Here is a 19,195-nt window from a genome sequence, read left to right on the forward strand (position 1 = left end):
CATGGTCGGGGCGGGGGCGGTGAGGACGGTCTGACCTGTGTGCGGTCGCGGCCGGTGATGTTGCCGGTTGTGTCGGCGGTGAGGGTGACGCCCCGGCCGGTGGTGGTCAGGTCGAGGGTGGCCAGCTTCGGGTGCCGGGCGGCTTGACGGTTCTTGACGACGAAGACGTGGGAGAAGCCGCCCTCCGGGGTGACCCGGACGGTGAGGTCGACGCCGGGCAGGACCTCGGGGTAGGTGGCCGTGGGTCCGGACAGGGCCGGCTTCGGCAGGGTGAGTGGGGCGGTGATGGACAGGGCGCGGTCGCCGCTGGTCAGCTCGGCGAGGGGGCCGGTGCCGCCGGGGGAGAGCCGGACCTGGTTCGTCGTCACCGTCGGGGTGATGCTGCCGTCGGCGTGGCGGATCAGGGTCGCGTCGAGGCTGCGCCACTTTCCGTCGACGCGGGTGCGGGTGGGCACGGCGGTCTGGGTCAGCTCGACGGTGCCGTCGGGCCGCGCGGTCACCGTGGAGGTGGAGGTGCCTGCGGCGGTCGCCTCGACCGGCTTGCCAATGCGCCGCGCCTCGGCCATCGCCCGATCCACGCCGAGCGGCGCGTCGGCCGGCTTCGCGGCTGACGCCGCAGGGGCGGTGGCGGCGGCCGGCGGGGCGGCCAGACCAGTGGCCGCGCCCGCCGCGACGACAGCCATGGCGGCGACCGATCCGATCGCCTTCACTCTGGCTGTCCCGATAGGAGGGCTGTTCATGGGCATGGCGTGGTTCCTCCCCCGTTCGCGTGTCCGGCGGACGCGGGACCGCGTCCGGTGGGCGGGCACAGTGAATCAGCCCGCGCGGCCCGGGGGAACGCCGAAGATCACACCGGGCTGTCCCTTTCGGGCTCGCTGTGGCGCATTTGATCCCCGCGCCACCTGCCTATCGTTACCTTGCCGTGACCTTCTGTCTGGGTGAACGTGAAACATTGTTGGCGCCACGTGGGTGCTCGTTCGGGCACGCTGCGTGGCTTTCTGTCTTCTGTGGAGTGGGGTGGGCATGGTCGGGCACGGGGGCATGCGCCTGTTGACTGGTCCGGGGCGGTTGGTCGCGGTGGTGGCGTCGGCGGCGCTGGTGGCGGGGTTGTGGTCGGGCGCGCCGGCCTCGGCGAAGCCGAAGGGCGAGGGCGCGGCGAAGCCGCCCACGACGTCACCCGGCCCGTCCGTCGACGGCGTGCAGCCGTTGCCGACGCGGTTCGTGACGCCGCGCGACGACGCGAAGTCGACCTACCGTCCGTCGCGGACGGTCTGGCCGAGCGCTGCGTCGGCGCAGGTCGAGTTGGGTGCGCCGCAGGCGTTGTCGGCGGGGTCGGCGAAGGCGCGGGCGGCGGGCACCCCGGTGTGGGCGCAGCCGGTGGTGGTCAGGAACGGACAACCCGCCGGGCCGAGGCGGCTCGCGGTGACGGTGGCGGATCGGAAGGCCGCCGAGGCGGCCGGGGTCGACGGCGTGCTGCTGTCGGTGACGCCGGACCGGTCGTCGGGTGCGGCGCGGGTCGGCGTGGACTACGCGGGGTTCGCGGAGGCGTTCGGCGGCAACTACGGGTCGCGGTTGCGGCTGGTCCGGTTGCCTGAGTGCGCGCTGACCACGCCGAAGGTGGCGGCGTGCCGGGTGGCGCAGCCGCTGGCGTCGACCAACGACGCGGCGGCGCGGGCGGTCTCGGCCGAGGTGCCGATGACCGCCTCCGCGTCCGGTGCGCGTGTGGTGCTGGCGGCGGTGGCCGCAGCCGGCGAGGAGGGCGGCAACGGCGGCACGTACGCGGCCACCGACCTCAAGCCGTCCGGCTCGTGGACCGGCGGTGGGAGCACGGGTTCGTTCACGTACTCGTATCCGGTGACGGTGCCGCCGGCGGCGTCGGACCTGGTTCCCACGGTCGCCCTGTCGTACGACTCGGGCAGCGTGGACGGGCAGACCGCGTCGACGAACGCGCAGTCGTCGTGGGTGGGCGACGGCTGGTCGACGCCCCGGTCGTACGTGGAGCAGACGTTCGCCTCGTGCATGGACGATCCGGGTGGCAGCGCCTCGCCGGTGAAGACGCCGGACCGCTGCTACGACGGGCCGATCCTGACCCTGTCGTTGAACGGGTCCTCGACCTCGTTGGTGTGGGACGCGGGAAAGAGCGTGTGGAAGCCGGAGTCGGACAACGGCGAGGTCGTCACGCACGTCGTGAACTCGAACAACGGCACCGGCACCTACAACACGGACTACTGGCGGGTGACGCTGCGCGACGGCACGGTGTACGAGTTCGGCCGTAACCGGCTGCCGGGCTGGACGTCGGGCAAGGCCGAGACGAAGTCGGTCGACCACAGCCCGGTGTACTCGCCGCACTCGGGGGACCCGTGCTACAACTCGGCCGGGTTCTCCTCGTCGGTGTGCACGATGGCGTACCGCTGGAACCTCGACTACGTGCGCGATGTGCACGGCAACGCGATGGCGTACTACTACCAGCAGGCCACCAACTTCTACGGCCGCAACAAGGGTGCCACGGACGTGTCGTACGTGCGGGACAGCAACCTCGCGCGCATCGACTACGGGTTCACCGACGGCAACGCCTACGGCACCGTGCCGAACCGGGTGGTGTTCACCACGGGTGACCGCTGCCTGTCGGGGACGTGCCAGCCGTTGAACTCGGCCAACAAGGCGAACTGGCCGGACGTGCCGTTCGACCTGATCTGCAACTCCGGCACCGACTGTGACGACTGGAGCCCGTCGTTCTTCTCCACGGTCCGCCTGACGTCGATCGAGGCGCAGCAGTACAACACGGCCACGTCGGCCTACGAGAAGGTCGACTCGTACGCGTTGTCGCACACGATGCCGGCCACCGGCGACGGGACGTCGCCGACGCTGTGGCTGTCGTCGGTTGTCCGCACCGGCCATGACACGAGCGCGGGGGGCTCGACGGCGGCGATCTCCCTGCCGTCGGTGTCGTTCACCGGCATCAAGCTCGCCAACCGGGTCGACACCACCGGCGGGCTGCCGAACTTCTACCGGCAGCGCATCGCCACGATCACCACCGAAACCGGTTCGGTGGTATCCCCGACGTACGAGTTGCCGGTGCCGTGCACCGCCCCGGTGACGACCGACCCGGCCGCGAACACGAAGTCGTGCTACCCGGTCTACTGGACCCCGGACGGGTACGTGAACCCGTTCCGGGACTGGTTCCACAAGTACGCGGTCACCCGCGTCACCTCCACCGACCCGACGGGCGGGGCGCCGGCGCTGTCGACCAGCTACAGCTACCTCGGTGGGGCGGCGTGGCGGTACGACGAGAACGAGGTCGTCAAGGCCAAGTACCGCACGTACGGGCAGTTCCGCGGCTACGCCAAGGTGCGCACCTTCACCGGTGACGGGGTCAACGACCGCCGGACCCAGTCCGAGGCCGCCTACCACCGGGGCATGTCGAAGAACAACTCCACCACCGTGATCAATCTGACCGACTCCGCCGGCGGCGTGCACGAGGACGTCGACGAGCTCGCCGGCAAGGAACTGGAGACCACGCAGTACCTGGGTGAGGGTGGCCGGGTCGACTCCTCCACGATCACCTCGTACTGGGTGTCCGGGGCCACCGCCACTCGCTCGCGCACCGGCCTGTCGGCGCTGACCGCGCAGTGGGTCGCGCCGGTGAAGACGTACAGCCGGCAGGCGGTCACCAGCGGCGCGTCGCTGACCTGGCGGTACACGGGCAGCGACAACAGCTACGACGCGAACACGGCCAGCGCCACCTTCGGCGAGCTGAAGCACACCTACACGTACACGGTGCCGGTCAACGCCGCGTACGACCAGTGCACCAGCTACACGTACGCCCCGGTCAACACCGGCGCGAACCTGGCCGGGCTGGTCAGCCAGACCGAGACGGTGTCGGTGGCCTGCGGCGGCTTCACCCAGGGCAGCCCCGCCTCCGAACCGGGCAGCGTCAACGCGCTGACCGCCCCGGCGACGGTGAACCGGCCGGCGCAGGTGGTCAAGGCCGAACGGAACTTCTACGACGACCCCACCTTCGCCACGACCTTCCCCCAGGCCGCCGCCCCGACCAAGGGCAACCTCACCCTCACCCAACTCGCCAAGGACCACACCGCCGGCGCCTACGTCTGGCAGACCAGCGAGAAGACCACCTACGACTCGTACGGCCGGGTGACGGACACCTACGACGCCAAGAACAACAAGACCAGCACCGGCTACACCATGAACGCCGCCGGCCTGGTCACCGCCACGTCGACGACCAACGCGTTGAACCAGACGTCGTCGGTGACCCTCAACCCGAGGCGTGGCAGCACGCTCACCAGCACCGACGCCAACAACGTGGTGACCCGGCAGCAGTACGACGCCCTGGGCCGCGCCACCGCCGTCTGGTTGCACAACAGGGCGACCAGCAGCAACGCCAACCACAAGTTCACCTACACGGTGTCGAAGACCGGCGTGACGGCGGTGACCAGCCAGAAGCTGAACAACTCCAACGGCTACCAGACCTCGGTGACCCTCTACGACGCCCTGCTGCGCAACCGGCAGACGCAGTCGGTCACCCCGCAGGGCGGCCGGATGATCACTGACACGTTCTACGACACCCGGGGCTGGACCAGGGCGTCGTACAACGGGTGGTGGGACGACGCGACCACGCCGACGGTCACCACCCCGGTCTCCGCGGCGGGCCTGGGCAAGCAGGTGCCCAACCAGACCTTCACCACCTACGACGGCCTCGGCCGCGCCATCGTCACCACTGCGGCGAAGAACGGCGTCACCGTCTCCACCACCACCACGATCCACGCCGGGGACCGCACGACCGTCGTGCCGCCGGACGGCGGGGTCGTCACGGCCACCGTCACCGACCCGCTGGGCCGGAAGAAGGAACTGCACGAGTACCAGGTCCGGCCGACGGTGACCACCCCGGCGGACACGTTCACCGGTGACTTCACCGTCACCGGTGGCACCGCCACGACCAGCACGTACGGCTACGACAGCCGTGGCAACCAGTCCACGCTCACCGACGCCGACAACAACGTGTGGACCTCGACCTACAACCTGCTCGGCCAGGTCGAGACCAAGACCGACCCCGATGCAGGCAACAGCAGCCTGCTCTACGACGCCAACGGCAACGTCGTCCAGTCCACCGACGGCCGCAACAAGACGCTGTCGTTCACCTACGACGCCCTCGACCGCAAGACCGGCGAGTACGCTGCCACGGTGGCCAGCCAGTCGTCGGCGAATCAACGCGCGGCCTGGATCTACGACAACAGCAACGCCGTCGCCGGGGTCACCAACGCCGTCGGCCAGCTCACCACCACCATCGCCTACCGCGACGGCCAGCCCTACACCACCCAGCAGAAGGCGTTCAACGTCTTCGGCAGCAGCCTCGGGCAGACGGTCACCATCCCCGCCACCGAGGGCGCCCTCGCCGGCTCCTACGTCTTCGGGCACTCGTACACCTCGGTGCTCGGCCTGCCGCTGACCGACACCTACCCGGCCAAGGGCAGCCTGCCCGCCGAGACCGTCCTGCACGGCTACTCCGGCCTGCTGGACCTGCCCACCACCCTCGCCGGCCTCGCCGGCTACGCCACCGGCGTCACCTACGACGCCTGGGGCCGGGTCAACCAGCAGACCCTCGGCACCGCCACCAGCGCCGCCTACGTCACCAACACCTACGACACCCACACCAGCCGGCTGACCAACCAACTCGTCACCCGATCCACGGCCACCCCGGCCACCGTCGACGAGCAGGAGTACAAGTACGACCTGGCCGGCAACATCACCCGCAAGACCAGCAAGCGCCTCGGGGTCACCACCCCGGCGGAGACCCAGTGCTACGGCTACGACGGCCTCGCCCGACTCACCGAAGCATGGACCGCCACCGACGCCTGCGCCACCACCCCGACCAACGCCAACAAGAGCATGGTCGGCAACGCCATCGGCGCCGGCAGCGCCTACTGGACCAGCTGGACGATCGACCCGATCGGCAACCGCACCCAGCAGGTCGAACATGGCCTCGGGGCGGGCACTGACACGACCACCACCTACACCTACGACGGCAACGGGCAGAACAAGCCCCACACCCTGACCTCCACCGCCACCAGCGGCGGGGTGACCGGGAGCACCTCATACACGTACGACGCCGCCGGCAACACCACCGGCCGCAACGCCGCCCAGGGCAACCAGGCTTTCACCTGGGACGACGCCGGCAAGCTCACCAGCGTCACCGGCGGCACCAGCGGCGACAACACCTTCACCTACGACGCCGACGGCAACCTGCTGCTCCAGAAGGAACCGGGCAAGACCACCCTCTACCTGCCGGGACAGCAACTCACCCTGAACACCAGCACCAACGTCGTCGACGGCAACCGCTACTACAGCCTCCCCGGCGGCGCTGGCTGCATCCGCTCCGGCAGCGGCACGGCCTACACCTTCGCCATCGCCGACCACCAGGGCACCCCGAATCTCTACCTCGACAACACCGCACAGAACCCCACCTGGCGGCAGCACACCCCGTACGGCGCGGCCCGAGGCGCGGCGGTCACCGTCCCCGACAACCGCGGCTTCCTCAACAAGCCGATGAGCCCGACTGGACTAACGATCATCGGTGCCCGCGCCTATGACCCGACCGTCGGACGCTTCGCCTCCGTCGACCCTCTGCTCGACACGGGACAACCGCAACAGTGGAACGCCTATTCTTACGCCAACAACACCCCGGTCACCTCCAGTGACCCTACGGGGATGATCCCCGAAGACTGCAAGTACTTCGACTGCTATGGCTACAGTCCGAGTAATGGGTGCCCGCACGGATGCGGTAGCAGTAAGAACGTGGAGTGGGGCAAGAAGAACCACAAGTCGACAACGAAGTCCCGACTGAATCGAGACAAGGGCGATTCGGCAGCCGATCGTGGAGGGTCTCGGAAGAACGGCGCCAGCCGGATCATCGCGATGATCAAGATGCAACTTGCCTTCCTGAAGCTTGTCGCAGCCACTGCGATGCAGCCTACGCAGGCGCCTGCGCCTGCGCCCGGGCCGTCGGTTCCTGATCCAGGTCACTACGACCCATGGTGTGACAACAATGCGCCCAAGTGTGATGGCTGGACCTTCTCGCATCGCGCGCAATGGGAAACTACTGCCTGGATTCCTTCATTCTGGAATGAAGGTGGCGTGCCCAAGGAGGCGGGCGCTTTCGCCATGGGCGTCTTGTGTTTTGTGTGCGGGGTTTTTAGTGCATCTCTGAACCTTATTGATGAGAGAAACTTTCAGTATCGAAAGCGTGACGTGATTGAGCGCCGCTGGGTGGGCGGCCGCGAGAAGGGTAGCTGGCAGTATCGAGTCAGTGCTACAGAAGAGCAGGTGCGGGAAAAGTGGGTCTTCAAGGGGTTCACGGATCCCTATACGGTTGAGACCGATTGGGCTGAGGACAACTCGTATTACCAGGGCGGTTAGATGACCCGGTTGGTGCGCGGCATTAGCTTCGCCGCCATTCTTAATTGGTTCTTGGCGGCGGCGGGCGGATCTGCCGAGATCTATTGTGCTTACCTTTCGTTCGTCGACAGAGACAACCTCTGGAGCGTTTTGGTGGGTTGGTCCATGGGCGTGCTGTTCGCCTGGCTGATAGCTAGGCGGCGAGGGTTCAGTGTGGAACAGCGTAGAAGCCTCATGGCGAAGGGAATCCTGGCGATCTTCATTGTGATGTTCGTTCGGCCGGATCCACCTCTCGCGCCTCTCCGATCTACTCGTCCTAGTGTCGATATTCCCCCGTCTCGTCAGAGTGAGGAATAGTGTTCTGGGCTGGAATATCGGGCGACCCTGACAAGCCCACTTCTGGCGCATCGGGTCTGCGAAGAAAGTGGTGAAGAGGAAGCGGCTCGTCCCTATTGTCGGCGGTGCTTTGCTGCTGTTGACCTGCTGCGGCACGTTCGGTCGGACTGTCTGGCCGCCAGTGCGAGTTGAATCCCTGTGTGGAACGTTCGAGTCGCAATTGAAGGGATCGATAAATTTTGCGCACGACGGTTCCTTCTCGGCTTCGAATATCACATTTGGGCGGAATTCTGATGCTGAATTGGAGAGGGTCTCCGGTGCTGGAAATTTGGATCTGGAGCGAAGCCTGACCGCCAGCACCGAGGCGACTTTGGTGATGGAGGATGTCAGGGCTCGCGTGGAGTTGAAGGTGGAGCGCAGTTGGCGGGGAGAGGTCACACTTTGGCGCTATGTAGATGACCCTGACAGCGGGGAACGGGAAACCTTCCGCCGCAGGTCTTCCTGCTGACAGCGTTATACGTGGACGGTGGGAGGTGGGTGCAGGATCTACGGCGTCGCGTCATGGTCGGTGCAGTTGTCGCCTGCGTACCGGTGCGCCAGATCAACCCGCTCTGGCTTCTTGGGCCTTGGCGTAATAAGCTTCGGAGGCATTGCTCGGTCAATTCCTGGGGGGTGATTAAATTGTCAAAGAGGTGGCCCTACGTGATTGGAGTGGCCTGCCTCTTGGTTCTGGCTTGCTGTTGGGTCAGCCTAGGGCACTTCGTCTGGCCTCCCGTCGGCGACGAAGCGCTCTGTGGTTCATGGCGAGCATCCACCGGAAGTCGGATTGATATAAAGCGGGAAGGTGCCTTCTCGGCCGTGGATGTGCCCTTCTCGGATTCGACGATTTCCGGCAGCGGCGGATGGGAATTCGAGCAGGGCGCGTCGATTGAGGGAACGCTGACTCTGCGCTTCGAGCAGGCTCGCGCCAGCTTGGAGGTCAGAACTCGTCGGGACCTGAGCGGAGACGTGCGCCTGCTGGTGAACGACCCAGGGAGTGACGAAGAGGAACTGGAGTATCTGAAGGAAGGCGGCTGCGAACTCGAATCTCGTTGAGCCATTGGGTCCCTCCATCCTGACTCCTGACGACCAGGGCCGGACTGTGGAGATCGGAGAGCTGTCGCGGCGGCGTGCCGTGCTCACTCTGACGAGTTGATCAATGTGGGGCCGGCACCGGAGCCCGCCCGTACGCAAAGGTGTCATCGTGGAGCGAGCGGTGCTGGCAGTCTCCTTCGGGAGCGACTTCGGAATCGCTTCATCCTGTTCGACCGGGCCTTCGGGGTGTTGATGGTGCTGCGGGGTGTGGTGGCCCTGATCGGCGGCGCGTACCTGTTCGCGTTGCAGGCATGAGCGTGCCCAGTCGGGGGAGGTCGTCCTCGGCGATCACCTGGCTCCTGGCCTGCGTCGGCATGGTGGCCTCGGCGATCTTCCCGTTTCTCGTGGTCGTCGACCGGAGCACCATCTGGACGTTCCTGCTCGGGTGGCCGCTGGGCTACCTTCTGGCCTGGATCGTCGCCAGGCGCAGAGGGCTGAGCGCCTACACCCGGCGTCGGGTGTTCGGCTGGGGCCTCTTGGCGATCTTCGTCGTGATGTTCGTGGACGAGGGCGAGAGCGCTCGGACAGTCTCGGGGAAGGCGACGGGGCGACCGTCCGACGGCGGCGGCCGGACAGGGGGGCCGCGGTGAGTCGGACCACTCCCGAGGAGACGGCGGCGATGCAGCGTGAGCAGATCGCCGCGTACGAGCGACGCGGGCCGTTCTGGGGCCGGCTGGCGCAGCTCGGGGTGGCGGTCGCCTGCGCGGCTGCCATCGTCGGCTCGTGGCTGGTGTTCAACACGGTGGCGGGCTTCTATCCGGGCACGGGGGTGGTGAAGTCCACCCCGAGGGAACGGCCGGCGCGGGCCACGGTGGGGGAGTGCCAACGGGTCGGGCCGGTCAGTGGCGACGGCCTCGGCTACTGGTGGCACTGCGCGGTGACCGTCCGGACCGATGACGGGCGCGAGTTGCAGATCGTGACCGGCAACTCCGTCGTCACCCCGGCCGACCGGGGCAGGCCGGTCGACTTCCGGGAGGCGTGCTTCGGCAAGGGCAACACCGACTGCCGGTACGGCCGGCCAGCGTCCCGGGTGTGGGCGCTGGCCGTGACGATCCTGGGCATGGCGCGGATCGCGCTGACCATCGTGCTGATCTTCGGCGTCTGGTACTCCCTGCTCCGATCGGTCCTCGGCGTTCCGCGCTACTTCGCCTGGCTGAACCGCCGCGAGGCGCGGCGAAACCCGGTCCTGCCGCTGCCGTTCCGCCCGACGAGCCACCCCTACCCCGGGCCGATGAGCCCGTCCCTGCGTATCACGTTCTCCTATCCGGACGGTCCTCTCGCCGAGGCGTACCGGTCCACCGGGCCGCGGCTGCTGCTCGCCGGTGTCGAGGTGCCCGTGCTCGGCTGGGGCAGCCACGAGTTCCCGGTGCCGGCCGGCCCGAGCAGCGTGCGGGTCGTCGTGCCCTTCGGCGGCACCGACGACTTCGCCGTGGCCGAGCACGAGGTCACGGTCGGCGCGGGCGAGACCGTCGACCTGGAGTACGCCGCCCCGACGGTGCTCGGCCTGTCGGGCAGGATCCGCGTGACGGGGCGCACCGGCTAGCGGATGGCCCGCTTCGAGGCCGGCGGAACGGTGCCGACCCTGACGGTGCTCGAACGGCTGGCCAGGGCGCTGAACATGAGACTGGACGTCACGTTCGCGCCCCGGGCGGACGCGGCCTGATCCCGCCGGGCCACTGCTGGCCCGCCACGCCGCTCTGGCTGACGCGGGTCAGTCGCGGCGCAGCCAGAGCACGCCCAGCGGTGGCACCCGCAGCGCCACCGACGCCGGCAGCCCGTGCCACGGCACGTCCTGCGCGCGTACCTCGCCCAGGTTGCCCACCCCGGACCCACCGTAGTGGTGGGCGTCGGTGTTGAGCACCTCCGTCCAGGTGCCGGCGGCGGGCAGCCCGATCCGGTAGTCCTCCAGCGGCACGGCGGAGAAGTTCGCCACGCACACCAGGGTCGCGCCGTCCGGGGCGATCCGGACGAACGACACCGCGTTGTGGGCGACGTCGTCTCCGGCGATCCAGCGGAACCCGGCCGGCGTGGTGTCCTGCGCCCACAGCGCCGGGGTGTCCCGGTAGACGCGGTTGAGGTCGCCGACGAGGCGCTGCACGCCGGCGCGTGCCGGGTCGTGCAGCAGGTACCAGTCGAGGCCCCGCTCCTCGCTCCATTCCCGGTCGTCGCCCAGTTCGCAGCCCATGAACAGCAGTTGCTTGCCCGGGTGCGCCCACATGTACGCCAGCAGCGCCCGCGTGTTGGCCAGCCGCTGCCAGGTGTCCCCGGGCATCTTCGCGACCAGCGAGCCCTTGCCGTGCACCACCTCGTCGTGGCTGATCGGCAGCACGTAGTTCTCGCTCCACGCGTACGCCAGCGAGAAGGTGAGCTGATGGTGGTGGTGCTGGCGGTAGACCGGGTCCTTCGACGTGTAGAGCAGGGTGTCGTGCATCCAGCCCATGTTCCACTTGAACCCGAAGCCCAGCCCGCCGTCGGCGGTGGGCCGGGTCACCCCCGGCCACGCCGTCGACTCCTCGGCGATCATCACCACCCCGGCGTGGTGCTTGTAGACGGTGGCGTTGACCTCCTGCATGAAGGCGATCGCCTCCAGGTTCTCCCGGCCGCCGTACTGGTTGGGGGCCCACTGCCCCTCCGGCCGGGAGTAGTCCAGGTAGAGCATCGACGCCACGGCGTCGACCCGCAGCCCGTCGACGTGGAACTCGTCGCACCAGTACAGCGCGTTGGCGACCAGGAAGTTGCGCACCTCCCGGCGGCCGAAGTCGAAGACGTACGTGCCCCAGTCGGGGTGCTCGCCGCGACGCGGGTCGGGGTGCTCGTACAGGGGGGTGCCGTCGAAGCGGGCCAGGGCCCACTCGTCCTTGGGGAAGTGCGCGGGCACCCAGTCCAGGAGCACCCCGATCCCGGCGTTGTGCAGCGTGTCGACGAGGTGGCGGAAATCGTCCGGGTCGCCGAAGCGGGACGTCGGCGCGTAGTAGCCGGTGACCTGGTACCCCCAGGAGCCGCCGAACGGGTGCTCCATCACCGGCATGAACTCCACGTGGGTGAAGCCCAGCTCCGTCACGTACGCGGTGAGCTGCTCGGCCAACTCCCGGTAGCCGAGGCCGGGCCGCCACGAGCCGAGGTGCACCTCGTACACGCTCATCGGTTCCTGGTGCGGCTGCCGGCGTGCCCGGCGCGCGAGCCAGTCGGCGTCGGTCCACTCGTACGTGGAGCGGTGCACCACCGACGCGGTGGCCGGCGGCACCTCCGCGTACGCCGCGAGGGGGTCGGCCTTGTCCCGCCACCGCCCGTCGGCGCCCAGGACCCGGTACTTGTACTTCGCCCCGACCGGCACGTCGGGCACCAGGATCTCCCACACGCCGCTGGAGCCCAGCGACCGCATCGGCCAGCCGTCGTCGGTGCCCCAGCCGGTGAAGTCGCCGACCACCCGCACGCCCCGCGCGTTGGGCGCCCACACGGCGAACGCGACGCCCGCGTCGACGACCCGCGCGCCGAGCGCCTCCCACAGCCGCTCGTGCCGGCCCTCGCCGATCAGGTGCAGGTCCAGCTCGCCGAGGGTGGGCAGGTGCCGGTACGGGTCGTCGCGCAGCGCGCCGTCGACGTCGACCCGGTAGTCCAGCACGGTGCCCGGCAGGACGACCTCGAACACGCCCGCGTCGTGCACCCGGGTCATCGGGTACCGCTGCCCGCCGACGACGGCGCTCACCGTCCGGGCGCCCCGGCGCAGGGTGCGGATCGTGGTGCGCCCGCCGGCGGGGTGCGCGCCGAGCACGGCGTGCGGGTCGTGCGCGGTGCCGGCGATCAGCTCGTCCATCGGGCCTCGTCCTTGTCAGCAGCGGCGGTGGGGGCGGTGGTGCCCCCGGAGACGGGCCGGCGCACGGTGAACACGTGCGCGGGCTGGAGGTACGGGTCGAGCCGGACGGCGTTGCGCTGGCCCCAGTCGTAGGCCGCGCCGGTCAGCTCGTCGTGCACGGTGAACCGGTCGGGCCAGTCCAGGCCCAGCGCCGGCATGTCCAGGGTGGTGTTGCCCCACTGCACGGTCTGCGAGTCGAACGAGCAGACCACGATCACCGTGTTGCCGGTGTCCGGGTCGTGCTTCGACCAGCACAGCAGCGCCGGGTTGTCGATGTCGTGGAAGACGAGGTTGCGCAGCCGGTGCAGGGCCGCATTGTCGCGCCGGACCCGGTTGAGGGTGGCGATGAACGGGGCCAGTGACCGCCCCTGCGCCTGCGCGCCGGCCCAGTCCCGGGGCCGCAGCTCGTACTTCTCGTTGTCGAGGTACTCCTCCGCGCCGGGGCGGGCCACGTGCTCGAACAGCTCGTAGCCGGCGTACATGCCCCAGGAGGGGCTCAGCAGCGCGGCCAGCACCGCCCGGATCTTGAACATCGGCGGGCCGCCGTGCTGCAACGACTCGTGCAGGATGTCGGGGGTGTTGGGCCAGAAGTTGGGGCGCATGTGGTCGGCGGAGGCGACCAGCTCCTCGCAGTACTCCCGCATCTGCGCCGCCGTCGTGCGCCAGGTGAAATAGGTGTACGACTGCGTGAAGCCGATCTTGCCGAGCCCGTGCATGATCGCCGGCCGGGTGAACGCCTCGGCCAGGAACAGCACGTCCGGGTCGACCTTCTTCACCTCGGCGATCAGCCAGTGCCAGAAGTCGAACGGCTTGGTGTGCGGGTTGTCCACCCGGAAGATGCGGATGCCCTCGCCGACCCAGTGCAGCACCACCCGCAGCACCTCCGCGCGGATGCCCTCGGGGTCGTTGTCGAAGTTCAGCGGGTAGATGTCCTGGTACTTCTTCGGCGGGTTCTCCGCGTACGCGATGCTGCCGTCGGCCCGGGTGGTGAACCATTCCGGGTGCTCGGTCACCCACGGGTGGTCCGGCGCGCATTGCAACGCCAGGTCCATCGCCACCTCCAGGCCCTGCTCGACGGCGGCGGCCACGAAGTCGCGGAAGTCCTCCAGCGTGCCCAGGTCGGGGTGGATGGCGTCGTGGCCGCCCTCGGCCGCGCCGATCGCCCAGGGCGAGCCCACGTCGTCGGGGCCGGCGGTGAGGGCGTTGTTGCGGCCCTTGCGGTTGACCCGGCCGATCGGGTGGATCGGCGGCAGGTACAGCACGTCGAAGCCCATCGCCGCGACGCCGGGCAGCCGGTCCATCGCGGTGGCGAAGGTGCCGGAGCGGGCCGGGGCGTCGACGGTCGCCGGGATCGCCCCCTCGGAGCGGGGGAAGAACTCGTACCAGGCGGAGAAGAGCGCCCGGGGGCGGTCCACCCAGAGCCGGTACTCGTCGCCGGTGGTGACCAGCTCACGCACCGGGTGCGCCCAGAGCAGGTCGGCCAGGTCGAGGGCCGGGGCGACCCGGGCGGGCAGCTCCCGGCCGGCGTCGCCGAGCGCGGCCACCGCCGCCCGCACCCGCGCGGCGTCGCCGGTCGGTACCAGGTCCAGGGCGGCGGTCAGCACGCGTACGCCCTCGGCCAGGTCGTTGGCCAGCTCCGTCGGGCCCTGCCCGGCGGCGATCTTCTTGGTCACCGCGTTCTGCCAGGTCAGGTACGGGTCCTGAAACGCCTCGACGGCGAAGGTCCACGTGCCGACGGCGTCGGGACGGATGGTGGCGTGCCACCGGTCCTGGCCGGGCTCGCCGGGACGCATCCGGGTGAACGGCCGGGCCCGCCCGTCGGGGCCGAGCCAGACCACGTTGCAGCCCAGCGCGTCGTGCCCCTCCCGGTAGGCGCGGGCCGACACCGGAACCGCCTCGCCGACCACCGCCTTGGCCGGGTAGCGACCGCAGGAGACGGCGGGGGAGACGTCTTCGATCGGGAACCGTCCAGTCACCCTGTCAACCTACCTGTGCGAGATCGTCTCGCGCGCGGGCAAGTTCTCCCCGGATCCTGCTACGTCTCGATCAGCCCGCGCACGAGCGGATCACCGGGGTCGACGACCGGAAGCTCCGCCAGGACCGCCCGCGCCTGCGCGAAGTCCTCCGCGCCGAGCGCCGGTGCCGGGTTGCTGCGGCGGCTCGCCCGGGAGAGCAGGGTCCCCTCCTGGGAGTCCGCCGCGAAGGTCCCGTACGCCGCGTCCACGCCGTCGGCCGGCAGGCCGCAGTGGGCCAGCACGGCGGCGAGGGTCGCCTTCGGCTCGGCGTCGAGCGCCTCGTAGGCCACCGGCAGCAGCGGCACCCCGTCGCGGCGTAGCGTCCGGTAGCGGTCCAGCACCGACAGCCAGGTCAACAGGTACGCCTCCGTCGGCGTCGGCTGCCGCTCGTGCCGGGCGACGAAGGGCATGATCAGCGGGGCCTGGGCCAGCACGTACCTCAGGAACGCCATTTGCGCCTGCGGGTCGGGCAGGTGCGGCGTGAAGCCCTGGTGCATCGACTCCAGCCACGGGCGCGCGTCGCGGTGCAGGAACACGCTTCGGGCGTCGGGAAACACCTGGTGGAACAGGTCGCCGAGCTGGATGCCGCTGGCCCGGAACTTGACCGCCAGCGTCCCGCCGCCCCCGCCCCCGGCGTTGCCGAGGACGCGGACGCAGCTGCGGATCAGCCGCGCGTACTCCGCCTCGCGGCTCGGGTCCTCGTGCCGCAGCAGCGCGATCTCGGTGAAGACGTCGGGCTCGGAGTAGCTGCGCACCCCGGCCACCTCGCCCAAAGCCCTGCTGAGCAGCGTCGACCCGCAGCGCCCGACGGAGTAGACCAAGATCAGCCGGGCCGGGTCGGGCAGGCCGTCGGCGAGCCGGTGCAGGGTGTCGTAGGGCACCGTGATCAGCTGCTGCGCGGCCCGGTACTGGTCGAGGTAGAGGAACGACCCGCCGGCCAGGTCGCCCCCCGGCGGGGCCTGCACGAAGTACGCCAGGCGCTGCTCGTCGTCGAGGCAGTGCAGGCTGACGTCGGGGTCGTCGAGCAGGCTCTCCGCGGGCACCGACGCGCCCGGCCGCACGACGAAGTTGTGCGGGCTGGCCGGGACGAACTCGGCCGGCGCCACCTTGTCGAGGATGTCCAGCACCTGCGCGGACCCGTTCGTATCCATCGATGCCAGACGGTACGCGGAATCACGGCACGCGATCAAGCCCTCGCGGAGCGCTGGGACCGGGGTTTGCCGGTTGCGGGGCGTGAATTGTCGCGCTACTAGGCCGGGGGACTCTGTGCAACGAACGACCCCTTGCCCTGGTGCACCTCGATCCAACCCCGCTCGTCAAGGATCCGCAGGGCCAGCCTGATCGGCGTCGCACTGGCGCGGTACTGCTCGCACAGCTCGGTGATGGAGGGCAGTTTGTCGCCGGGCTTGAGCGTGCCGCTTCGGATCGACGCGGTGACGTCATCGATGACCTGCTCGTATACGGGTTGTCTCGGCATGGCAGGGCCACCTCTCGTCAGCCCTCCGAGCATTCCACCCGACACAGCATTCTGTGCATGTTGGGCTGACTCTGTATTCACTGCACTCTAGGTTGCGGATGAGGGCCTCTCGTCAGCAAACGGAGTGCTCCTCACCCGGGCGGGGCGGTTCCCGTGCGCCCCGCCCCCTGACAGCCCCGAACTCCGAGGGAGGCGCAGATGCGTGAGCGCCCGCACGACGGGCCGCTGCCGGCGGCGTACCCGATGCCGGACGGCCGGCCTCCGCAACCCGACGGGGACCGGGTGCCCGGTCCGCCCCGGCCCGACCGCGTGCCGATCAGCCGTCGGCAGTATGCCTACGGTCTGACGATCGCGCTGGTCGTACTCGTGCTGTTGCTCGTTGGGATCCTCCGGTGAGCGGGACGGCCCGGCGGTGAACGAGTTGCCGGTCGGTCGCCGGGTCGCCCACTGGCGGGTGCGGCGCAACATGACGCAGCAGCAGTTCGCCGACCGCCTCGGCAAGTCGAAGAGCTGGGTCGACAAGGTCGAGCGCGGGGTGCGCCGGCTGGAGCGGGTGTCCAACCTGCGGGAGGTCGCCGAGGCGCTCCGGATCGACCTGGAAATGCTGCTGGCGGACCGGCCCGGCCCGGCGGACCCGGCCTCGGCGGGCGTGGAGGGGATCCGGGCCGCCCTCGCCCGGTACCACGTCGTGGCACCCGCCCGGCCGCCCGACGTGGCGCAGGTGCGGGCCCGGCTCGGCCACGCGGGGCAGAGCTACCGGCACGCCCGGTACCGGGAGCTGCTCGGCCTGCTGCCCGGCCTGCTCGACGCCGCCCGCGAGGCGCGCGCCACCTGTCCGGGCCGGGCTGCCGACGAGCTGCTGGGGTCCGGGTACGGGCTCGTCGCCCTGGTGCTGGTGAAGCTCGGCCAGGGGGAGTTGGCGTGGCTGGCCGCCGACCGGGGGCTGGCCGTCGCCACGGCCGCCGGCGACCCGTGGCTGGCCGCCGCCGCGACCGTACCGTTGTGTCAGGCGCTGCGGGCGAGCGGCCGGCTGCGGTCGGCGGTGGAGGCGGCGGTCGTGGCCGCCCACCGCGTCGGGCCCGCCCGGCCCGGTGCCGCGCCCGCCGATGGCTGGGCCCTGCGCGGGACGCTGCTGCTCCAGGCCGCCCTCGCCGCCGCCGGCCGGGGCGACGATCGGGCCGCCCACGAGCTGCTCGGCCGTGCCGGAAAGACCGACCAGGTCGCAGAGCCCAAAGGCATCGACGATGGGGGCTACGACCCAGCGGCGGTCGAGGCCGCCCGGGAGGTGGCCGAGTTCGCGCTCGGCGAGGTCGCGGCGTCGACGGTACGACACGAAAAGCTGATACCGGCGACGAGTGGCGGTGGTCTGCCGACCGAGCACCGGGCCGCGTACCTGCTCCACGTGGCCCGGCTGTACGCCTCGGCCGGCGACGGGCTCCGCGCCGGCCGGGCGGTGCTGGACGCGGAGCGCACCGCCCGGGGCGAGGTGCACGACCGCCCGGCGGCACGGGAGCTGGTCGCCGTCGTGGCGCGTTCCGCCGCCGCCCCGGCCGGCCTGACCCGCCTCGCCGCCACCCTCGGTGTCACCTGACCCGCCCCTGACTTGCCGCACCCGCCCCTGACTTGCCGCTGCGCCAGCGTGCCGCGCCCTGCTGTGGCTGGTGAGAAGAGAACCCTTCTATACCGCAGGCGTTAACAGGGGGCCCTTCCTTACGCGCCGGCCGAGCGGTAGACGTCGATCGTGCGGGCGGCGATCGCGTCCCAGGAGAAGTGCTCGACGGCCCGCCGCCGCCCGGCCCGGCCCAGTTCACCGGCCTTCGCCGGGTCGGCCAGCATCTCGTTGATCGCCGCCGCCAGGTCGGCCACGAACCGCTGCGGCTCCAGCGGCCGGCCCGAGCCGTCGGCGGCCTGCTCGATCGGCACCAGCAGCCCGGTTTCGCCGTCGGCGACGACCTCGGGGATGCCGCCGGTGGCGGTGGCCACCACGGCCGTCTCGCAGGCCATCGCCTCCAGGTTGACGATGCCCATCGGCTCGTAGACCGAGGGGCAGACGAAGACGGTGGCGTGGGTGAGCACCTGGATCACCTCGTGCTTGGGCAGCATCTCCGCCACCCAGATCACCCCGGATCGGGTCGCCCGCAGCTCGGTTACGAGGCCCTCCACCTCGGCGGCGATCTCCGCCGTGTCGGGGGCCCCGGCGAGCAGCACGAGCTGGGTGTCGGACGGCAGCTCCCGGGCCGCCCGCAGCAGGTACGGCAGCCCCTTCTGCTTGGTGATCCGTCCCACGTACACGACGCTGGGGCGGGCCGGGTCGATGCCGAGCCGGTCCACCACGTCGGTGCCGCGCTCCGGGGCGTACTGGGCGGTGTCGATGCCGTTGTAGACCACCTTCACCCGCTCGGGGTCCACCGTCGGGTACGCCGCCAGCACGTCGGCGCGCATCCCCGCGCTCACCGCGATGATCGCGTCCGCCGCCTCGTACGCCGTGCGCTCGCACCAGGACGAGAGCGCGTACCCGCCGCCGAGCTGCTCGGCCTTCCACGGGCGCAGCGGCTCCAGGCTGTGCGCGGTGACCACGTGCGGGACGCCGTGCAGCAGCTTCGCGGTGTGCCCGGCCAGGTTGGCGTACCAGGTGTGGCTGTGCACCACGTCGGTGCCGGCGCAGGCGGCGGCCATCTCCAGGTCGACGCCCATCGTGCGTAGCGCGGCGTTCGCGCCGGCGAGGGCGGCCGGCTCGGCGTACGCGGTGACGCCCGGCTCGGTGCGCGGTGCGCCGAAGCAGTGCACCCGCACGTCGGCGAGTCGGCGTAGCTCGCGGGCCAGGTACTCGACGTGCACGCCGGCCCCGCCGTATACCTCCGGCGGGTACTCGCGGGTGAGCAGATCGACGCGGAGCGGTGCGGTGGCCGGGGTGGAGGCGCTCATGCCCCGCACCCTAGTGCAGAAGTCCGTCCGTACGAGTGGTGAAGT

Annotated in this window: 12 protein-coding genes and 1 pseudogene; 7 read left to right on the forward strand and 6 right to left on the reverse strand. The window is 70.2% G+C overall.

What is annotated here, in order from left to right; translation table 11 throughout:
* Positions 1-710, reverse strand: a pseudogene (locus tag MCAG_RS33915) (hypothetical protein); the annotation flags it as partial.
* A gap of 331 nt (positions 711-1,041) precedes the next feature.
* Between MCAG_RS33915 and MCAG_RS24435 the strand changes: the two are divergent.
* The 5 genes from MCAG_RS24435 to MCAG_RS35190 all read left to right on the forward strand — a co-directional run bounded on the left by MCAG_RS24435 (position 1,042) and on the right by MCAG_RS35190 (position 10,543).
* Positions 1,042-7,431 (forward strand): RHS repeat-associated core domain-containing protein, encoded by a 6,390-nt coding sequence (locus tag MCAG_RS24435; RefSeq protein WP_232290266.1) that lies wholly within the window; start codon positions 1,042-1,044, stop codon positions 7,429-7,431.
* Between the two features lie 1,173 nt (positions 7,432-8,604).
* Positions 8,605-8,841: a hypothetical protein gene (locus MCAG_RS24440; protein ID WP_007075634.1), complete on the forward strand. Its 237-nt coding sequence runs from the start codon at positions 8,605-8,607 to the stop codon at positions 8,839-8,841.
* Positions 8,842-9,131: 290 nt separating this feature from the next.
* Entirely contained in the window at positions 9,132-9,470 is a 339-nt protein-coding gene (locus MCAG_RS24445; protein WP_036375060.1) for a hypothetical protein, read from the forward strand.
* A complete protein-coding gene (locus MCAG_RS24450) occupies positions 9,467-10,423 on the forward strand; it encodes a DUF6346 domain-containing protein (protein ID WP_198141620.1) in 957 nt (318 codons plus the stop codon). Before MCAG_RS24445 ends, MCAG_RS24450 begins: the two co-directional genes overlap by 4 nt.
* 3 nt (positions 10,424-10,426) lie before the next feature.
* Entirely contained in the window at positions 10,427-10,543 is a 117-nt protein-coding gene (locus MCAG_RS35190; RefSeq protein WP_232290267.1) for a helix-turn-helix domain-containing protein, read from the forward strand.
* A gap of 48 nt (positions 10,544-10,591) precedes the next feature.
* On the opposite strand, the gene glgB is transcribed toward MCAG_RS35190, so the two are convergent.
* The 4 genes from glgB to MCAG_RS24470 all read right to left on the reverse strand — a co-directional run bounded on the left by glgB (position 10,592) and on the right by MCAG_RS24470 (position 16,225).
* Positions 10,592-12,694, reverse strand: coding sequence for a 1,4-alpha-glucan branching protein GlgB (gene glgB, locus MCAG_RS24455; RefSeq protein WP_007075637.1), 2,103 nt, complete (start codon positions 12,692-12,694; stop codon positions 10,592-10,594).
* Complete coding sequence (locus MCAG_RS24460) at positions 12,682-14,709, reverse strand: alpha-1,4-glucan--maltose-1-phosphate maltosyltransferase (protein WP_007075638.1); 2,028 nt, start codon at positions 14,707-14,709, stop codon at positions 12,682-12,684. Before MCAG_RS24460 ends, glgB begins: the two co-directional genes overlap by 13 nt.
* Before the next feature lie 59 nt (positions 14,710-14,768).
* Positions 14,769-15,899: a sulfotransferase gene (locus MCAG_RS24465; RefSeq protein WP_157548204.1), complete on the reverse strand. Its 1,131-nt coding sequence runs from the start codon at positions 15,897-15,899 to the stop codon at positions 14,769-14,771.
* A gap of 98 nt (positions 15,900-15,997) precedes the next feature.
* The gene (locus MCAG_RS24470; RefSeq protein ID WP_007075640.1) at positions 15,998-16,225 is read right to left on the reverse strand and encodes a winged helix-turn-helix domain-containing protein; all 228 of its coding nucleotides are present in this window, start codon (positions 16,223-16,225) and stop codon (positions 15,998-16,000) included.
* Positions 16,226-16,423: 198 nt separating this feature from the next.
* Between MCAG_RS24470 and MCAG_RS24475 the strand changes: the two genes are divergently transcribed.
* Both MCAG_RS24475 and MCAG_RS24480 read left to right on the forward strand, forming a co-directional pair.
* Positions 16,424-16,621, forward strand: coding sequence for a hypothetical protein (locus MCAG_RS24475; RefSeq protein ID WP_007075641.1), 198 nt, complete (start codon positions 16,424-16,426; stop codon positions 16,619-16,621).
* 16 nt (positions 16,622-16,637) lie between these two features.
* Positions 16,638-17,816, forward strand: a complete 1,179-nt coding sequence (locus tag MCAG_RS24480) for a helix-turn-helix domain-containing protein (protein WP_036375067.1) — start codon at positions 16,638-16,640, stop codon at positions 17,814-17,816.
* Between the two features lie 119 nt (positions 17,817-17,935).
* On the opposite strand, the gene glgA is transcribed toward MCAG_RS24480, so the two are convergent.
* Positions 17,936-19,150 carry a glycogen synthase gene (gene glgA, locus MCAG_RS24485; protein ID WP_007075643.1) on the reverse strand — a complete coding sequence of 405 codons (1,215 nt, stop codon included), beginning with the start codon at positions 19,148-19,150 and terminating at the stop codon, positions 17,936-17,938.
* Positions 19,151-19,195: the final 45 nt, after the last annotated feature.

Origin of the sequence: Micromonospora sp. ATCC 39149 (assembly GCF_000158815.1) — a bacterium.
Lineage (GTDB): Bacteria > Actinomycetota > Actinomycetes > Mycobacteriales > Micromonosporaceae > Micromonospora.